General features: G+C 43.0%; 15 protein-coding genes. 7 read left to right on the plus strand and 8 right to left on the minus strand.

Annotated features, from left to right (window positions below; all coding sequences use genetic code 11):
- Positions 1 to 16: 16 nt before the first annotated feature.
- Both ald and ACQ76V_RS09365 read right to left on the minus strand, forming a co-directional pair.
- Complete coding sequence (ald, locus tag ACQ76V_RS09360) at positions 17 to 1129, minus strand: alanine dehydrogenase (RefSeq protein ID WP_441000229.1); 1113 nt, start codon at positions 1127 to 1129, stop codon at positions 17 to 19.
- A gap of 109 nt (positions 1130 to 1238) precedes the next feature.
- The gene (locus ACQ76V_RS09365; RefSeq protein WP_441000230.1) at positions 1239 to 1511 is read right to left on the minus strand and encodes a hypothetical protein; all 273 of its coding nucleotides are present in this window, start codon (positions 1509 to 1511) and stop codon (positions 1239 to 1241) included.
- Positions 1512 to 1699: 188 nt separating this feature from the next.
- Between ACQ76V_RS09365 and ACQ76V_RS09370 the strand changes: the two genes are divergently transcribed.
- Positions 1700 to 2575 (plus strand): DUF58 domain-containing protein, encoded by an 876-nt coding sequence (locus tag ACQ76V_RS09370; protein WP_441000231.1) that lies wholly within the window; start codon positions 1700 to 1702, stop codon positions 2573 to 2575.
- Here ACQ76V_RS09370 and ACQ76V_RS09375 read toward each other — a convergent pair whose 3' ends face one another.
- Positions 2576 to 3817 (minus strand): peptidoglycan DD-metalloendopeptidase family protein, encoded by a 1242-nt coding sequence (locus tag ACQ76V_RS09375; RefSeq protein ID WP_441000232.1) that lies wholly within the window; start codon positions 3815 to 3817, stop codon positions 2576 to 2578.
- Between the two features lie 157 nt (positions 3818 to 3974).
- On the opposite strand from ACQ76V_RS09375, the gene ACQ76V_RS09380 reads away from it, so the two are divergent.
- From ACQ76V_RS09380 to ACQ76V_RS09395, 4 genes are all read left to right on the plus strand, one after another.
- On the plus strand, positions 3975 to 5093 hold the full coding sequence (locus ACQ76V_RS09380) for a hypothetical protein (protein ID WP_441000233.1): 1119 nt from the start codon (positions 3975 to 3977) through the stop codon (positions 5091 to 5093).
- Positions 5090 to 6082, plus strand: a complete 993-nt coding sequence (locus ACQ76V_RS09385) for a vWA domain-containing protein (protein WP_441000234.1) — start codon at positions 5090 to 5092, stop codon at positions 6080 to 6082. Before ACQ76V_RS09380 ends, ACQ76V_RS09385 begins: the two co-directional genes overlap by 4 nt.
- A 129-nt stretch (positions 6083 to 6211) precedes the next feature.
- Complete coding sequence (gene mfd / locus ACQ76V_RS09390) at positions 6212 to 9565, plus strand: transcription-repair coupling factor (protein ID WP_441000235.1); 3354 nt, start codon at positions 6212 to 6214, stop codon at positions 9563 to 9565.
- The gene (locus ACQ76V_RS09395; protein ID WP_441000236.1) at positions 9558 to 10490 is read left to right on the plus strand and encodes an L-threonylcarbamoyladenylate synthase; all 933 of its coding nucleotides are present in this window, start codon (positions 9558 to 9560) and stop codon (positions 10488 to 10490) included. The genes mfd and ACQ76V_RS09395 overlap by 8 nt, the downstream gene beginning before the upstream one ends.
- Before the next feature lie 70 nt (positions 10491 to 10560).
- On the opposite strand, the gene ACQ76V_RS09400 is transcribed toward ACQ76V_RS09395, so the two are convergent.
- Complete coding sequence (locus ACQ76V_RS09400) at positions 10561 to 12525, minus strand: M1 family metallopeptidase (RefSeq protein WP_441000237.1); 1965 nt, start codon at positions 12523 to 12525, stop codon at positions 10561 to 10563.
- A 95-nt stretch (positions 12526 to 12620) separates the two neighbouring features.
- Positions 12621 to 13703 carry a M42 family metallopeptidase gene (locus ACQ76V_RS09405; protein WP_441000238.1) on the minus strand — a complete coding sequence of 361 codons (1083 nt, stop codon included), beginning with the start codon at positions 13701 to 13703 and terminating at the stop codon, positions 12621 to 12623.
- Positions 13704 to 13967: 264 nt separating this feature from the next.
- On the opposite strand from ACQ76V_RS09405, the gene ACQ76V_RS09410 reads away from it, so the two are divergent.
- Entirely contained in the window at positions 13968 to 14414 is a 447-nt protein-coding gene (locus ACQ76V_RS09410) for an acyl-CoA thioesterase (protein WP_441000239.1), read from the plus strand.
- A gap of 51 nt (positions 14415 to 14465) precedes the next feature.
- Positions 14466 to 15722: an HD domain-containing protein gene (locus ACQ76V_RS09415; RefSeq protein WP_441000240.1), complete on the plus strand. Its 1257-nt coding sequence runs from the start codon at positions 14466 to 14468 to the stop codon at positions 15720 to 15722.
- Positions 15723 to 15811: 89 nt separating this feature from the next.
- On the opposite strand, the gene ACQ76V_RS09420 is transcribed toward ACQ76V_RS09415, so the two are convergent.
- The 3 genes from ACQ76V_RS09420 to mgtE are packed head-to-tail and all read right to left on the minus strand — an operon-like array spanning position 15812 to position 18528.
- Positions 15812 to 16282: a dihydrofolate reductase gene (locus tag ACQ76V_RS09420; RefSeq protein ID WP_441000241.1), complete on the minus strand. Its 471-nt coding sequence runs from the start codon at positions 16280 to 16282 to the stop codon at positions 15812 to 15814.
- A complete protein-coding gene (locus ACQ76V_RS09425) occupies positions 16279 to 17127 on the minus strand; it encodes a thymidylate synthase (protein ID WP_441000242.1) in 849 nt (282 codons plus the stop codon). Before ACQ76V_RS09425 ends, ACQ76V_RS09420 begins: the two co-directional genes overlap by 4 nt.
- Positions 17128 to 17145: 18 nt before the next feature.
- Positions 17146 to 18528 carry a magnesium transporter gene (mgtE, locus tag ACQ76V_RS09430; protein ID WP_441000243.1) on the minus strand — a complete coding sequence of 461 codons (1383 nt, stop codon included), beginning with the start codon at positions 18526 to 18528 and terminating at the stop codon, positions 17146 to 17148.
- Positions 18529 to 18610 lie beyond the last annotated feature (82 nt).

Genomic DNA, 18610 nt, shown 5'->3' on the forward strand with positions numbered 1-18610 from the left:
TTCTATATCGTTTTAATTACAAAACCTCTTCAATGGGAGTGTAATCCATATCAAACGCTTCGGCCACTTCTTTATAAACAATCTCACCATCAACAACATTAAGGCCTTTAATAAGCTCCTGATCATCTTTCAGAGCTTTTTTCCAGCCTTTATTTGCAATATCTACCGCATAGGGCAAGGTAACATTAGTTAACCCAAGCGTTGAAGTCCGCGGTACAGCTCCGGGCATATTCGATACGCAGTAGTGGACCACGTCGTCAACTTCGTAAATTGGATTATCGTGTGTAGTCGGTTTTGAGGTTTCAAAACATCCCCCCTGATCAATTGCAACATCCACTAATACCGATCCTTTTTGCATATCGGTCAACATATCTCGGGTAATTAAGCTTGGCGCCTTGGCACCAGGAATCAATACTGCCCCAATAATCATATCAACATGGGGAAGCATTTTTCGAATATTAGCTTCAGATGAAAACATGGTATCCACATTGCGTGACATAATATCATCTAAATAACGAAGGCGCGGCATACTAATATCCATGATTGTAGTATTTGCGCCCATTCCGGCCGCAATCTTTGCAGCATTAACGCCTACAATCCCACCACCAATAACCAGCACATTAGCCGGTTTTACACCGGGAATTCCCCCCAGTAGAATTCCGAGTCCACCTTCAGGCTTTTCTAAATATTTAGCACCTTCTTGAGTGGCCATACGTCCGGCGACCTCACTCATAGGGATAAGTAATGGCAAAGAACCATCTTCTTTTTCTACCGTCTCATAAGCAATGGCAACAGCTCCTGATTTCTTAACAGCTTCTGTCAGTTCACGGCTGGCGGCAAAGTGAAAATAGGTGAAAATAATTTGCCCTTTCTTCATTCGGTCATACTCTACCTCAATCGGCTCCTTCACCTTCATGATCATTTCGGCCTTATTCCAGAGCTCATCAACATCATCAATAATTTTAGCTCCGGCTTCTATATATTGCTCATCCGGGAAGCCACTACCCTCACCAGCTCCTTTCTCGATCAATACATCGTGACCGTTACGTTTCATTTTTGTTACACCGCCCGGAAGTAATGCCACGCGGTTCTCATGTGTTTTAATCTCTTTGGGTACACCTATAGTCATGAATACAGAATTTTTGTTAACAGTATGCTACGGAATTAAATCCGTGCCAAAGGTAGGTAATTTTCGGGAAAAGTTTAACTATAATGATCCCAATTTTAAATGACCTGAATCACTCTTGATCAATTAAGCTTTGATACTTTTTAAAGCCTGATTTTGTCACAGTAATATGTCCATATAAAAGTGGCCCGCCAATCGTCTCTATCTTGATTAGCCCAAGCTCTTGCATATACTCCAGCACATGTTTTATTTCAGTCCGATCCCATTTCAGGTTATCGTTGACCTTTTGAACTGCAATTTTTTGTGACATCTCTTTTTTAGAAAGAGAAACAACTTCTTTTAAAAACTGCTGATACTTATTGCTGAATTCACTGCCAATAATCATGTGCTAATCCATTCGGTGATCCATTTTTTAGATATACAATACAATAACTGTATCTAAACAAACCGTTATGGAACTGTTAATAAATTGTTATGATATCCGAATTCTCTGTTGGGCACTGCAATTATCAACTTTTAAATAAATGATAATTCCCCTATCCTTGCACCTAATACAATGCCAATATTTCGATTATGATCTCAAAAGAAATTCTCCAGAAAGTCCGAAAAATTGAAATCCGTACCAAAGGAAAAGTAAACAACCTTTTCGGCGGAGAATATCAATCCGCATTCAAAGGGCGTGGAATGGAGTTTTCAGAGGTACGCGAGTACACTTATGGGGATGACATCAGACAGATCGACTGGAATGTTACCGCTCGCACAGGAGACCCCTTCATCAAACAGTTTGAGGAAGAGCGGGAGCAAACGTTAATGCTTTGCGTTGACATCTCTCCCAGCGGTATTTTTGGCAGCAGAGGACAAAGCAAAATGGAGTTGTCTATAGAGATATGTGCGGTACTTGCATTCAGCGCAATAAAAAACGGCGACAAAGTTGGCCTGATCCTTTTTACCGATGAAATCGAGAAGGTAATTCCACCCAAAAAAGGACGAATTCATGTTCTACGGCTTATCCGTGAACTCTTAACAACAGAACCCAAAGGCACCGGCACCGATATCAGTGAAGCGCTATCATACGTAAATCGTCTACTAAATAGACGTGCCATAATTGTTTTGGCCAGCGACTTTCAGGATGATGAATACGACCGGCAGCTAAAAATTACCAACCGTAAACATGATCTCGTAAATATCTTTATTAATGATAAGTTTGAGGATGAACTACCCAATCTGGGATTAATTCCCCTTCGGGATGCCGAAACCGGTGAAGAAGTTCTTGTGGATACATCCAGCGAAAAAGTTCGCAAAGAGTATCAGAAGAAAAGAGAACAAGCTAAGCATCAACTTCGGGACCAATTTTTACGCATGAAGATAGATATGATTGAGCTGGAGACAAACGCCTCATATATTCGTCCACTAATGACGTTTTTCCGCCGACGCATGCACCGGTATTGATCATTTTACCTGAGTATGAGTCATAACAGGAGCATCAGCAATAGTGGTATCAATTTTAGCTTTCAGCTCACGTTTAAGACTATCCCGCACTTCGGCAAAAACGTCCATCAAGCTATCCGGCACTGACTCTGATGACGGCAGGTCAACAGTACGAGAATTTACCGGACGATCATTTCTATACAGTGAATAATGCAGATGAGGACCGGTAGCCCGTCCTGTACTTCCCACATAACCAATAATCTGTCCCTGCTCCACTTTTACGCCTCGTTCTATGTTCCTGGCAAACCCCCGGAGATGCAAATATGCAGTCCGATAGGTCGAATTATGAGTTATTTTTACAATATTCCCATTGGCTCCTCGGTATCGGGCTTCTGTAACGGTTCCATCTCCTACTGCCAACACCGGTGTTCCCGGTGGAGCGGCATAATCAACCCCATAATGCGGAACACGTTTCTTCAATACCGGATGATATCGACTACGTGAAAAGTTTGAACTTACTCGCTGACTAAATTTAAAGGGAGCTTGTAAAAGTGCTTTTTGAACGCTTTCTCCTTTTTCATTGAAATAACCTTTGATATCGCCGTGATTGAACTTGTAGGCCTGATACGATTCTCCACGATGAGTAAACCGGGCTGCTTTTATATCGCCAATACCGTAATAACTGTCATCAATAAACTGTTTATTATAAAGCACCTCGAACGAATCGCCGGAGCGTAACCCAAAGAAGTTTATCTGCCAGGCAAAGATATTAGCTATTCTATTGGTCAATAGTTGACTTCCATCCTGTGAACTAATCGTTTGGTATAAGGAATTATCTATGGTTCCCGAAGCGGCAACCGTTTTGGTGGTAAGTGGCTGCGATGCCTGATAAATTTGCAGAGAATCTTTTTGCCAATCTAATACTATATAATCAATGGGATTTTTCTGCAACAGGATATGTGACACATCCTGAGCACTATCAGCAGACACATATGCTCGGTATCTTTGTCCGGGCTTAATCTGATTAAAATCAATAAAATTACTTGCTTCTTGCGTTATGGCATAAATTTCCTGCGGGCTAAAATCGAATTTATCGAGTATAAGATATAAGCTTTCGTTGCGTTTAACGATATGCTCCTGAACTTCAACACTATCTATTTTAATGCCAAATTTATCGAAGGTGGGCGTAGAAATTGTGGTATCAACGGTTGCTGAAATAGGCTCCAACTGCTGTTCAGGAGTATTATTCTGGACTTCAGACATACATCCCCACATAAAAAAAGTTAGCAGTACCCCTAAAAGAAAGTTCGCTCGCATCACTCCAAATTTGTTATAAATAGTTCTTTATAAGTTAGCATTTTCACAACATCTATGCATGATTAATATTGTATACAACTTTTCAGCTTCCTAATTTTTCCGAATGGCACTATTTTTTCTATTTTTGGTGGCTATTAATTGGGATTTTCGTGCTATCAACCGAAATGATATAAATATCAAAGCTCGTATTGCATCAGTGGTAACAAAAAAATATATAAAGAGATGTTCTATCGTCTGTCTATTCTTGATCATCCTAATTCCCTTTGCCGGGCAGGCGCAAGTTCTAAAAGAATTCTCTACTGTCGACTCTCTACAAGTCGGTGACACTTTTGATTTTTCTATTATCCTTGATAAAAACCAAGAATACGATGATATAAGCTTTCCCGACAGCTCACATTTTGGCAGTGCTTTTGAAATTCGTTCCCGAAAGCAGTTTAAACTTTCTGAATATAAAGACAGCGTATACTATGAACTGCAATTTTTTGGTACTGCTGATACTCTAATCCCAAAATTACCGGTTCAACTAGTACAACAACAAGATACAACCCTCTTGTATACGAGGCCGATTCCTGTCGGTTTTAGCAGCATCTTGGCCACAAATGATGAATCCCTTCGTCCGCTAAAACCCATTTTTGAATTTGCACGAGCATGGTGGCCTTACTTGTTGGGATTCCTGATCATTGCCATCGCAGCCTACTATGCATATCAGTACTACCTGCAGTGGAAAGAACAGCAACAGCAGGAAAAAGAACGTCCCACATTTACTCCCACTCCTTTTCAAAATCCCTTAAAAGAGTATCGAAAATCGATACAAAAACTTGAAAACACTCCATTGGATACCCAGGAAGATTACAAGAATTTTTACAGTAATTTGGGAGATGCCATTCGTCAATATTATGAATCGTTGTATAATCTTCCCGCTTTGGAATCGACCAGCGGAGAGCTCCTGAATATGCTAAGGAATGGTTCAATCGACCAAGATCTTATTGATGATACGCGAGCCGTATTACAGGAAGCAGATATGGTAAAGTTTGCCAAGTTTAATCCCACTCCCAAGCAAGCTAAACGAGCGCTACAAAAAGCCTATAATTTCCTGGATCGGGCCCAGCAGATCGACGGGCCGCGCATTGATCACTTGCGCCGCAAACACCAGGCTAAAATGGAGGCTCAGCGCGAAGAACTTCACAAGGAATATGAAAACGGTGAAAAGGTGAACGCATGAGTTGGGCAAATCCTCATTTATTATGGCTATTGCTTCTGCTGATCCCCATCATTGGATATCAGATCTGGAAGCATCTGAGCAAAAAGAATCCCAGCCTATTATTTTCCAATACCTCGGGTCTTAAAAACCTTGGTGGCAACTGGCGAACATACGGAATCTGGGTAGCTCCGCTTTTACAGGTTTTCGCTTTTATTCTTATCGTGATCGCCCTGGCCCGTCCCCAATACAAAAATACCACCGTAGAACGCAATGCCGAAGGAATCGACATTGTCTTAACGCTGGATATTTCTACCTCGATGAAAGCCGAAGACCTGAAACCAAACCGGTTAGAAGCAGCCAAAAGTGTAGCTGAAGATTTTGTCAACAAACGCATTTCGGATCGTATCGGTTTGGTACTCTTTGCTCGTCAAAGCTTTACAATGGTGCCCCCTACCCTTGATTATGATCTGCTTAAAAGATTGCTTGGAGATGTTGAGATGGGTGTAGTAGAAGACGGCACTGCCATTGGGATGGGCATTGCCACAGCCGTAAATCGGCTCAAAGAAAGTGAAGCCGAAAGCAAGGTTATCATCTTGCTCACTGACGGGCAAAACAATGCCGGAGAAATTGATCCGGTAACGGCCGCTGATCTTGCCGTTTCTTACGATATTAAGATATATACGATTGGCGCCGGTACACGGGGTACAGCGCCCTATCCGGTCAAGGACCCTATTTTTGGCGATCGCTATCAAAATGTAGAGGTTAATATCGACGAGGAGATGCTTACCCAAATTGCCAACATGACCAACGGCTCATATTTCCGAGCAACCGATACCGAAAAGCTGGAAGATATTTATGATCAAATTGATGAACTCGAAAAAACGGAGATTGAAGAAGTTATCTATACGGATATACAAGATCTATACGCACGGTTTTTAATTCCGGGCATCTTACTGCTTGTTTTGAGTATTATTTCCGAACAATTTGTCTTCCGCAAAGCCACAGAATAGCCAAATGGACTACTACCTTTATATAACACCAGTTAACAAACAGCGTTCTTATTCCCGAAGAACCTAATTAATGGTTATTTTGTTATCCATTTATTTGAGCAGTAGAATTCTTTTCCAATAAATTAATTCATGGCGTTACAGTCCGTACTAAAAACATTTTCAGCACAGTTCCCGTGGAGTGATCTTCATTCCCATATTAAAGAACGCGAAACCATTCAGCTTAACCATTTTGTAGGTTCCACTCCCTCCTTTTTAGTGGCTAAGCTGGCTCAAAAATACGACAAGGTGGTTGTCATTCACGGCGATGCCGAATCTGCCCAATTCATGCAGGGCGACCTTGAAGCCTTGGATGTTGAACAGGCAAACTATTTTCCAGAGACCGGCCATAAGCCCTATGACGATCAGCAAATTACCGACAGCTCTGTAGTAGTCCAACGATCCGAAGTGCTTGAAAAAATAAATACGGATCCAAAGTCAATATTGGTGACTTCAGCAGCCGCCATATTTGAAAAGATTGTCGCTCCAGAAGTTTTTACGGAGGCTTCGCTGACAATCAAAAATGGGGATTCGGTCGAAATTGACAGCCTAAAAGAAGAACTGGTAGACCAAGAATATGAGCCGGTAAAATTTGTAAATCAGCCTGGTGAATTTGCACATCGGGGTGGTATTTTGGATGTCTTTCCCTATTCGGGTGAATACCCTATCCGGCTGGAATTCTTTGGCGATGAGGTAGATTCCATCCGAGAATTTGATCCCGATTCTCAGCGCTCCATCTCGTTTTTAAATGTGGCTCGCTTTGTGCCCGATGCATCCAGCTTAAATAAGGGTCAGAAACAAGGTGTACTCTCTTATTTTGATGAAGAAACTGTTTTTATATTACTGAATCGATCCCTTATTGAATCAGATATTGAGGAACGATTCCACGAAGCAGAAGAAACATTCAATGAGCTTGAACCAGCAGAAGATATCCTGCCGCCCAAAGAACTTTATGTAGACTTGGAAAACCTTCAGGAGTCTTATCAAAATCACGCCCGAATTCATCTGGGCGGATTTTCGGAAAATAGTGATCCCTCCTGGACGTACCGTTTGGATGCGAATCCGCAACCGGATTTCAATGGAAGCATCAAGCTGCTGCGCGAAAATATTAAAACGCTCAGCAAAAAAAGCTTTGATACTTATATCCTCTGCGATAATGAGGGCCAACGCGATCGGTTCGAGGAACTGCTCGGAGAGCCTTCCAAAGATCTCCGTTATCATCTTTCTGTAGAATCTATCCACGAGGGTTTTACGCTCAACGAACAAGGTTTGGCGGTATATACCGACCACCAGATTTTTAACCGGTACCACCGTCCCAAGACAAGACGGAAACGACATACCAGCAACATTTCTATCAAGGAGTTACGCGATCTAAACATCGGCGATTATGTGGTGCACGTCGATTACGGCATTGGAAAGTTTGCCGGATTTAAAAAGATTGAAGTACGCGGTGTTGAACAGGAATCGGTAGTCCTTCGATATAAGGAAAATTCTCTGCTCTATGTCAATGTCACGAGTCTGCACAAAATTCAGAAGTACTCTGGAAAGGAAGGGACACAACCACGGATCAGCAAACTGGGCTCGGGTCGTTGGGCGCGTAAAAAAGCGCAAACCAAGGAAAAAGTTAAAGATATAGCACGCGATCTTATCGAGTTGTATGCCAAGCGAAAATCAAAAGAAGCATTCGATTTTTCTGCGGATACTTCGTGGCAAACCGAGATGGAAGCTCGTTTCGAGTTTGAAGAAACACCCGATCAGCGTGATGCTATTGAGGCCGTAAAAGCAGATATGGAGTCAGATACCCCAATGGATCGCCTTGTTTGCGGCGATGTTGGATTTGGCAAAACAGAAGTGGCCGTCCGAGCTGCTTTTAAAGCCGTGATGGATCACAAGCAGGTAGCCGTACTGGTTCCAACAACTATTTTAGCCGACCAGCATTACAAAACATTTTCGGAGCGGATGAAAGATTTTCCCGTAACGGTAGAGGTGCTTTCTCGTTTCCGATCGCGTAAAGAACAAAGAGAAACACTCAAAAAACTCAAGGAGGGGAAAGTTGATATTGTTGTCGGTACCCACCGGCTAACGTCTAAAGATGTTGAATTCGATGATCTTGGACTTTTGGTTGTGGATGAGGAACAACGTTTTGGCGTTAAAACCAAAGAAAAGCTTAAAGAATACCGCGCCACGGTTGACGTACTTACCCTAACCGCCACTCCTATTCCACGTACGCTTCAATTTTCGCTGATGGGTGCCCGTGATCTGAGTATCATCAATACCCCGCCTCCGAATCGCCAGCCCGTAGAAACAGAAATACACAGTTTTGATAAAGAGCTTATCCAGGATGCCATTTCGCAAGAAATTTCGCGAGGCGGACAGGTCTTCTTTATTCACAACCGTGTGAAAACCATTGAGTCTATTTCGAATATGGTGCGAGAGATTATGCCTGAAGTTCGCGTACGCTTTGCGCATGGACAGATGAGTTCTAAAAAGCTGGAAAACATCATTGAAGATTTTTATAGCCACAAGTTTGATGTACTCGTTTCTACTAATATCGTCGAAAATGGAATTGATATCTCCAACGCTAATACTATGATCATCAACCGTGCCGATATGTTTGGCCTGGCCGAACTGCATCAGCTGCGCGGACGCGTGGGACGATCGGACCGAAAAGCATTCTGTTACCTTATCACGAAAGATATTAAATCGCTCACCGATGATGCCCGCAAACGACTGTTGGCCTTGGAAGAATTTTCGGACTTGGGATCCGGATTTAACATCGCCATGCGCGATCTTGATATCCGCGGGGCCGGAGACATATTAGGCGCCGAACAAAGCGGCTTCATAAACGACCTGGGCTTTGATCTGTATCAAAAAATACTTAACGATGCCGTCAAAGAACTAAAAGAGGAGGAATTCAGCGACGTCTTTAGTGATGTAGAAACAGAAGTTGAATTACCGGAAACGCAGGTGGAATTTGACTTGCCCGCGCTGCTTAAAAATGATTACGTATCGGATAATGTGGAGCGGCTGAACCTATATCGAAAACTGGCAGGGGCTGAAAAACTGGAAACCATCAAAGAATGGAAAGAAGAGGTCAAAGATCGTTTTGGTCCCATCCCCGATGCGGCTCAAAATCTGATTACGGCATCGGTTATCAAGCTATATGCTTCACAGCTATTTATAACAAAAGTACGCATCCGTTCCAACCGTATGTGGCTGGAGTGCCCGAAACATGATTCTGATCTGGGCAAAGAATTTTATGGCGACCGGTTTCAACAGGTGCTCAAGAAAATGCAAAAAGAGGCCGAAGGTCGATATCAGGTAATCCAAAAAGAAGACCGCGTGCGATTTGCCATCCAAGACATTCCAGACCTTGAGGCAGCGGCAACCTTTTTAAAAGAATTGGCACCTTCAACTAATAAAAAGCGGGAGGTCAGCCTTGCTTGATCGGTATGTCAATCTTCTTGAATCCGGAGAAGTGGTCGCTTTTCCGACGGAAACAGTCTACGGGCTCGGGGCTGATGCCAAAAATCCTGATGCCATACAAAAGGTTTTTGACATTAAAGGTCGGCCAGCGGATAACCCCCTTATTGTACACATTTCTGATCCTAATCAGGTCAAATATTTCGCTTCCGAAATTTCGGATGATGCGCACAAACTGATGAATGCGTTCTGGCCGGGTCCACTTACGCTCATATTCAAGAAGAAACCACAAGTACTCGATGTCATTACTGCCGGCCTTGATACAGTAGCCCTCCGCTGGCCCAAACATCCCCTTTCGCAAGAGCTTCTTGCACTGTCGGGACCATTGGTGGCTCCCAGCGCCAATTCATCAGGTAAACCCAGCCCTACCAAAGCAGAGCATGTTAAAGAGGATTTTGGAGAAGATTTTCCTGTTGTTGATGCAGGAGAAACGGAGATCGGTCTGGAATCTACGGTATTGGATATCTCTTCTGAACCCTATACCATTTACCGTCCCGGTGCGGTGAGTTCCGATGCCATAAAAAAAATCATTGGCAAAGATGTTCGGCAAGATAAAGATTCTTCAAAAAATGAAACGGCCAAAAGCCCGGGAACCAAATATTCGCACTATGCTCCCGAAGCAAAAGTCCGATGGATAAGCAGCAGCGGAACCACTTTTGTAGATGACGCCCTGTATCTGCTTCACAGCCGCCCTGTTCCACGAAAAAACAGTCGGGTTATCCATTACGAAGGTGATTTTAATAACATGGCCCACGAATTATACGATCGCTTTCGCCATGCCGACCATCAACAGTTGGAGTACGTGTTTGTTGAGCCCTTTTCGAAGGAACAACTCCAAAATCCGATTGTGCAAGCCCTCCAAAACCGTATTTCCAAGGCAGTAAGTTGATCATCAAATAAGAAAGCCTGTTCCGAAAAGAACAGGCTTTCAATCCCATAAAAATATCCACTGCTAACCCTTATGGGTTGTTCTTGGTTGTATCCGGTTTCCAGACATTATTTTCTGGTTTTACATCCGGAAATTCTTTATTGGGATCTATAACCACCTTGGTAATCGGTGCAGTGGAATTGTACTGTATAATCCATTCATTACCCCGGTGCCAAGTCTGAACGGGAAGCTCTACCAATTCTGTTTTGCCGTTTTCTTGGGTGACTTCCATTTTCACCGGCATCACCAGCTTACCATTATTTTTGATGCGGATAAATGCTCCTTTGGAAGGATCTTTTTTTGTATATGCCACCTTATCCACAGCCTGATCCATGGTCCAGGTCTTTTCAAACCACCCACGCCAGAACCAGTCCAGCTCGCGTCCGGTCACATCTTCAAGTGTATTAAAGAAATCTTTGGGTGTAGGATGCTTATACGACCAGCGATCAACGTACTCCTTGAATGCCTCATCAAACAGCTCTTCGCCAATGATTGATTCCCGAAGAATTTGCAAGCCCAGAGCCGGCTTGTAATATGAAACATATCCAAAATTACCATCTTGAATTTGATCAGGTGCAGTCATTATCGGCTCACTTTTGTCACCAGATAACCAGCCATTCAGCGAGCGGGCATTATTGGGATCATGATATTCTCCGTTATTAAAATTAGCCGTGCTCAAGCTGTTGATAAAGGTATTAAAGCCCTCATCCATCCAGGCGTGTTCGCGTTCGTTCGAACCTACAATCATGGGGAACCACTCGTGACCAAGCTCGTGGTCGGTAACGCCCCACAAGCCAGCTCCCTTCGCTTTCCAGCTACAAAAAACTATTCCGGGATATTCCATTCCTCCTACCCTGCCGGCCACATTAATCGCACTGGCATATGGATACTTTGACAGGTAATCCGAATAAAACTCAATAGATCCTTTCACATATTCGGTAGAACGTCCCCAGGCAGAGTCCCCGGAAACTTCTTTGGGATATACGGACATCGCCATCGATTGTTCACCATCTGGTAAATTAATACGCGCCGCGTCCCATACAAATGCTTTTGATGCTGCCCAAGCTATATCATGGGTATTTTCCATCTTGTATTTCCATGTCAGTCGATCACTTCCCTGCGGACGAGATTCTTTTTTACCAACCTCACCCTTATTAATGATATATACACGCTTATCACTATTTCGGGCTTCCTCCATCCGCTTTTGCTGCTTTTTGGTAAGAACATCCTTGGGATTCTGCAATTCTCCGGAAGCCACAACTACATATTCTGCCGGAGCTGTTATAGAATAATTAAAAGTTCCATACTCCATGTAAAACTCACCGGCACCCAAGTAGGGCATCACATTCCATCCCTTTACATCATCATAAACAGCCATCCGCGGATACCACTGGGCAACCTCATAGATAACGCCATTTTTTGTGTCCAGCCGTCCCAGTCGATCGGAACCGTACTCCGGCACTTTAAAAGTATAATCGATGCTGATCTGCAACTTACCTCCCTTCGCTTTAAGAGCTTCCCTGAGGTTCAGCTTCATATTCGTATCAACAGTATGGGTCTCGGGTTCATACGTATCACCACCATGTATAATTTGGATATTTTCTATTTCGATTCCACCATCAAATTCCTGGTTGCCAAAACGCCCACCGCCGGGTGGCGTCAACTTGGAACCCCATGAATCCGCCTCAAACAGATCCTGATCCAATTGTAGCCACAAAAACTTAAGATTCTGTGGACTGTTATTGGTATAATGAATGGTGATACTTGTCTCAATTTTATGCTCTCCAGGAAAAAGCCGGGCATCAATGTCATAATCAGCTGCATTCTGCCAATAGGCTTCACCGGGCTCACCACTGGCACTTCGATAATATGTACTATTACCCGTTTCATAAGGCAGAAATGCTTCCTGCACGGTGTTAGATGTTTCTACTTGTGCTTGTAATGATGTCGCCATCATCAAAGAGAACAACAGGATAAAAAATGATTTAACTTTCATACTTGAGGGAGTCGTTTTAATTGTAATTTTATCTATTTGATAAAGGATGAAAATCACCGGTAACAATAATTTCTTCCGGCTAACGAGCCTATCTATCATTTTAGTACATGAAATGCCTGATCGGGCGCCATATTGAGAACACTTTTCGTCATTACGTTGATCAGCGATTCTATATCTTTAAAAGAAGCCGTCTCCACCGGTGAATGCATATAACGCAGCGGCAGCGAAATCAGTGCGCTGGGAATACCCGTTTTCTGATAAAAAATACTGTCGGTGTCCGTTCCTGTGCGCACGCTGGTGGCTTCGTGTTGCAGAGTAATGTCATTATTAATGGCAACTTCTTCAATAAACTCTACAATCTGGGGGTGATTGGCTCCGCCGTGCTGTATCGACGGTCCGTTACCCAACTTAACCAACCCATGCTCTTTGTGATCAATGCCCGGGGTGTCGGTCGCATGAGTCACATCTGTTACCAGCGCCGCATCGGGATCAATGCGATAACTCATCATTCGGGCCCCGTAACCGCCCACCTCTTCCTGAACCGAGTTCAACGCCACCACATTTACCTTCAGATCGCTACGATGCTCGTTTAGTTTTTTTAAAACCTGGGCAATCACAAATCCACCAATACGGTTATCGAGCGCACGCCCCGAAATAATTTCATCAGACAAGTAATCGAATTCATCAGCGTAGGTGATGGGATCACCAACTTGCACTAATTGTAATGCTTCTTCTTTGCTGGATACCCCAATATCCACATAAATATCCTTCCATTTGGGCTGCTCACCTCCTCCGTTCTTTTTATCCTGCAGGTGAATAGCCGTATTTCCCGTCACGCCGGAAACAATACCATTACGGGCATGAATATTAACCCGCTTGGCACGGGCTATGGTCGAATCGCTGCCGCCCAGTTTATTAACAAAAATATAGCCGTCATCGGTAATATGTTGTACAATCATGCCAATTTCATCGCAGTGGGCTTCCAACATAATCGTAGCCACATCATAGCTGGTATTCAACTTGGCATAGGCCGAACCATAGGCATCCGATTCAACGCTGTCTGCAAAATCATTTACATACTCGGTCCAAACTTGCTGTCCCGCTGACTCAAAACCCGTGGGACTGGGGGTTATCAGTAATTCTTCTAAAAATTCTTTTTCTGTCTCGTCAAACATCATTCTCTAAAAATTTAATTTACATGTTATTCCGAACTCGTTTCAGAATCTAAAAATAATTGCAGATTGTAATAGATCCTGAATAAATTCAGGATGACACAATAAGTTTTATTTCGAAGTGAATAGAATCATTCACTCGATTCCGAATATAAGCATTCACAACTCTACCGCTAAACTCATTTTAAATGTCAGTAGGATATTAAACACTAAGATGATTATTTTGGACCTATCTTTTTGCAGCTAAACTCATTACAAAAATTACCATTTATGATTCGACCGCAATACGATGAAAATCTCTTTCCTCATTGGACGACCCTTTCTATTCGGTTTCGTGATTTAGACCCGTTAAACCACGTCAACAATGCCATTTTCAGCACCTATTACGAAGAAGCCCGTATTGAATTCATCCAGGAGGTCAATAGGCTGGCCAGTGAATTGAAAAATGGCTATAGCTTTGTGTTGGCTAATCTTGAAATTGAGTTTATAAGTCCTGTTGAGTACCCTGCTGATATTTTAATCGGATCAGGGATAAAATCACTCGGCAATTCCAGTATCACAAGCTTTCAGGCTATTTATACTGATCAAGGAAAAAAGCTTGCATCAATTGCCAAAGCCCACGGCGTTTGGTTTGATTTGAACAAACAACGTCCAACAAGAATCCCTGACATCCCAAATACTGAACAGTACATGTTACCTGACTCACTTTTTGAATAACCATGCAACTGTTTAGTTTTGTACCCCTTATAGATTCCAAATAACTAATCCATGGATAAAAGCACGCAATACAAAATATTCAACGATCCTATTCACGGATTTATCACCGTTCCCAAAGGTCCGGTTCTGGAACTTGTTGATCATCCCTATGTGCAGCGACTGCGTCGCATTAAGCAGATGGGATTGGGATATTTAGTCTTTCCGGCGGCAGAACATTCCCGATTTTCACACGCCCTGGGTGCCATGGAATTAGCACAGCGCACGCTCAATAATCTTCGTGAAAAGGATACCACCATCAGTCCTGCCGAATACGAGGCCACACTCATTGCCGTTTTATTACATGATGTGGGTCACGGCCCCCTTTCGCACACCCTGGAGTTTGACCTAATCAAGGATTTCCATCACGAAAAAATGACGCTGGCCGTCATGCGTCATCTCAATAGAGAAATGGATGGCATGTTGGATCTTGCCATTAAAATTTTTACAGATCAGTACCCCAAAAAGCCATTTCTGAACCAACTTATCTCGTCGCAGCTGGATATTGATCGTTTGGATTATCTAAAGCGCGATAGTGCTTTTACCAATGTGTATGAAGGATCGGTGGGTATTGAACGCATCCTTAAAACTATGCGCGTACACAAAGGGAATATTGTGATCGAAAAGAAAGGCATCTACGCCATTGAAAACTATATTTTGGCACGGCGGCTGATGTATATGCAAGTTTATTTGCACAAAACAGTGCTAAGCGCCGACAAGTTGGTTCGGCACATCTTTAACCGGGTACGCACATTGATTGAAGACGGTAAAAATCTTTATCATGCCTCTCCTGCCCTCCAATTCTTCCTTGAAAAACGTCCCAGTGCCCAGAAAGGAATTAAGGGCGAAGTGTTACAGAAATATCTGCAGCTTGACGATAATGATGTATTCCAGAGTATCAAATATTGGCAGTATTCTTCCGACCCTGTTCTGGCAAACCTTTGCAAGCGATTCCAGTCTCGCAAACTGTTTCGTACGACCTTTTTGGATAAGAAGCCTTCAAAAAAAGTCAGGAAAAAGGTACTTACCAAAACACAAAAAGTCCTGAAAGAACGGGGACTCCCTTATGATGAAGAAGCAGCAAACTACTTTTATTCTTTTGACGAGAGTTACAGTGAGGCTTACCAATATGAAAAAGAAGGGATCTGGATTTTAGAAGAAAAAGACAACGCCGTTGAATTTTCAAAGGCCGCTGACACCAAAAATATCATTGCGCTCACTGAGCCGGTGGTAAAACCATACGTAGTACATCTAAAAGATATTGAGATATGATAATAGTAATCAATGAGCAGTGACAGCTTGCAGAGTTGAAGGTTACAGGTGGCAAGTCTTGACTATAACTTTCAACATTTAACTTTTTACTACATCCGTTCGTAGACTACAAAAGAAAGCTTATCATGGTCCTCTCTTTTGATCTCTTTCCAAGTAGTCCCAATCTCATCGCGGTACTCGGGAAAGTAAGTATCCCCTTCATAATTCTGATGGATTTCAGTAACAAAAAGTTTATCACACTGATCTAAAAACTGACGGTAAATCTCCCCACCTCCAATAAGAAACACTATTTCTTCCTCTTTAAGATATTCCAAAGCCTTATCAAAAGATGAAAAAGTAGGCACGTGATCATAATTGCTAGATCGACTGAGGACAATATTTTCACGTCCGGGCAAAGGGTTTCCCCCCAGCTCTTCAAAGACCACCCGTCCCATAATGATCGGATGTCCCATCGTGGTCCGCTTAAAATATTTGAGGTCCTCGGAGTAATGCCACGGCAGATCACCGCCTTTTCCTATCACCAGATTCGGATCATGGGCTACGATGGCAGCCAGTGTCATACCGCTACCTCAAATTTAATAGAATCATGAGGATGGTAATCCTTGAGTTCAAAATCATCAAACTCAAGATCATCGACAGGCTTATCGGAAATATCGAGCGTTGGCAACGGACGAGGTTCACGAGTCAGCTGCTCTTTTAACCCATCAACATGATTTTCATAGATATGTGCATCAACAATAGTGTGAGCAAAAGTGCCATAGTCCAAGCCCACTTCATTAGCAATGGCCATCGTAAGCGCTGAGTAACAAGCCAGATTAAACGGTATGCCCAATGCGATATCACCGGAGCGTTGCGTGAGATGACAATTGAGCTTACCGTCAGTAACATTAAAAATGTACATCAAGTGACAAGGGGGCAGCGCCATTTGATCGAGCAGTCCGGGATGCCATGCACTGACCACAATTCTCCGGCTATTGGGATTTTCTTTCAGCATATTTATCGCCCGCTGTACCTGATCAAATTCCTTCTTGATCAGTACTGTTTTACAGATGTGAGAGGCATCACCCTCAAAATGAATTTCTTCTTCCTCATGATAAGGAAAACGTCGCCACAGCACAGGGTAAATCGGTCCAACATGACCGTCCTCATCGGCCCAGTCATCCCAGATGTGGCAATCATTTTCATCTCGCAGCCAGCGAATATGATCTTCTCCACGGAGATACCAAAGAAGTTCCAGAATAACCGATCGAAAATACACTTTTTTAGTCGTCAACAGTGGAAATCCTTCGGACAAATCAACTTTATAAAACTCCGAAAAATTAGAAATAGTATCCGTCCCTGTGCGATTTTCCTTTTTTACGCCATTCTCCAGAACACTGCGAACAAGATCTAAATATGCTTTCATATATCCATCATTTTAAAATTATAATAATACGCCCCGTAATAATAACAGTGCCACCGAAAAGTAGATAATGATACCCGTCACGTCAACTAAGGTAGCTACAAAAGGAGCCGATGTTACCGCCGGATCCAACCCAAAATGTGACATCACAAAAGGCAGCATAGATCCGCTTAAATTACCGAATACCACCACTCCAACAAGGCTGGTTCCAACTGTTAACGCTTGTAGAATTAGAACGTAAGAGAGTACTTCTCCTCGCATGACCATCCAAGTAGCAATTACAACCGATCCTAATATGCCTAAAAAGCTACCCAATAAGAATCCTGACAGTAACTCTCTTTTAAGTACCATCCACCAGTCATTTAGCTTAATATCATCCGTTGATATGGCACGGATAATTAGTGTAGCGGCCTGTGAACCCGAGTTACCACCGCTGGAAATAATCATCGGGATAAAAAATGACAGCATTGCCGCTGCTGCCAGTGCCTCCTCATAACTGGCCATCGCCGTTACAGTGAGCATCTGTCCCATAAACAGCATAAATAACCACCCCACTCGTTTCTTGACCATTTGAAAAATGGAAGTCTCTGAATAATAATCATCCAGAGCGCTCATACCAGCCATTAGCTGCATATCCTCAGTCGTTTCCTCCTCGGCAACATCAATAATATCATCAATCGTTACGATGCCCACCAAAATACCATCGGAATCGACGACCGGCATAGCTACACGGTCATATTTACTGAGCATCTTTACGGCATCCTCCTGATCATCAAAAGCACTTAATGCCTCAAAACTTTCATCCATTAATGATGATATAGGCGCGTCGGTGTCGGCCAAAATAAGTTGATTCAACCGCAGATCATCAATCAGATGTTCATCGGCATCCACTACATAAATGACGTTCACTGTCTCAACACTGTGACCGAATTTTCTTATATGATCCATCGCCTTTTGGACCGACCAATCCTTTTTTACTTTCACATAACGAGGCGTCATCAGTCGCCCTACGCTCTCGTCTGGGAACCCAAGCAGCTTTTGTGACTGTTTACGGTCTTCTACATTCAACGAATTCATCACCCGCTGCGTGAGATGACCCGGAAGCTCTTCCATCAGTGACACCCGCTCATCCGGCTCCAGGTTCGACATCACCTCGCTCAGCTGCTGAGCGGTAAACATATTGAGTAGCTCGACCCCTTTTCCCGAACTCAAATAGGTAAAGACATCGGCGGCCTTTTGTTTTTTGAGCAAACGAAATATGACAATGGCAATCTCTGCATCCAGCTCTTCCAACAGTTCAGCCACATCAACCGCGGGAACATCATTTAGGATGTCCTTTAGAGCTACCCAATCCTTTTCTTTTATAAGCTCTTCAAATTCCGGTTTTAGCAGATGAACTATCATAAATAAATCAAGTGTAAACTTTTACTTTAGTGGCAGCTACGACCATTAAATATATCCAAATAAATAACTGCGGGTTTGGATT

This window comes from Fodinibius sp. SL11 (genome assembly GCF_052060035.1).
GTDB lineage: Bacteria > Bacteroidota > Rhodothermia > Balneolales > Balneolaceae > Fodinibius.

Coding starts and splice junctions, on each gene's coding strand:
- ald (WP_441000229.1), bottom strand. CDS start 1,129: ATGACTATAGGTGTACCCAAAGAGATTAAAACACATGAGAACCGCGTG.
- ACQ76V_RS09365 (WP_441000230.1), bottom strand. CDS start 1,511: ATGATTATTGGCAGTGAATTCAGCAATAAGTATCAGCAGTTTTTAAAA.
- ACQ76V_RS09370 (WP_441000231.1), top strand. CDS start 1,700: ATGATCTCAAAAGAAATTCTCCAGAAAGTCCGAAAAATTGAAATCCGT.
- ACQ76V_RS09375 (WP_441000232.1), bottom strand. CDS start 3,817: ATGTCTGAAGTCCAGAATAATACTCCTGAACAGCAGTTGGAGCCTATT.
- ACQ76V_RS09380 (WP_441000233.1), top strand. CDS start 3,975: ATGGCACTATTTTTTCTATTTTTGGTGGCTATTAATTGGGATTTTCGT.
- ACQ76V_RS09385 (WP_441000234.1), top strand. CDS start 5,090: ATGAGTTGGGCAAATCCTCATTTATTATGGCTATTGCTTCTGCTGATC.
- mfd (WP_441000235.1), top strand. CDS start 6,212: ATGGCGTTACAGTCCGTACTAAAAACATTTTCAGCACAGTTCCCGTGG.
- ACQ76V_RS09400 (WP_441000237.1), bottom strand. CDS start 12,525: ATGAAAGTTAAATCATTTTTTATCCTGTTGTTCTCTTTGATGATGGCG.
- ACQ76V_RS09405 (WP_441000238.1), bottom strand. CDS start 13,703: ATGATGTTTGACGAGACAGAAAAAGAATTTTTAGAAGAATTACTGATA.
- ACQ76V_RS09410 (WP_441000239.1), top strand. CDS start 13,968: ATGATTCGACCGCAATACGATGAAAATCTCTTTCCTCATTGGACGACC.
- ACQ76V_RS09415 (WP_441000240.1), top strand. CDS start 14,466: ATGGATAAAAGCACGCAATACAAAATATTCAACGATCCTATTCACGGA.
- ACQ76V_RS09420 (WP_441000241.1), bottom strand. CDS start 16,282: ATGACACTGGCTGCCATCGTAGCCCATGATCCGAATCTGGTGATAGGA.
- ACQ76V_RS09425 (WP_441000242.1), bottom strand. CDS start 17,127: ATGAAAGCATATTTAGATCTTGTTCGCAGTGTTCTGGAGAATGGCGTA.
- mgtE (WP_441000243.1), bottom strand. CDS start 18,528: ATGATAGTTCATCTGCTAAAACCGGAATTTGAAGAGCTTATAAAAGAA.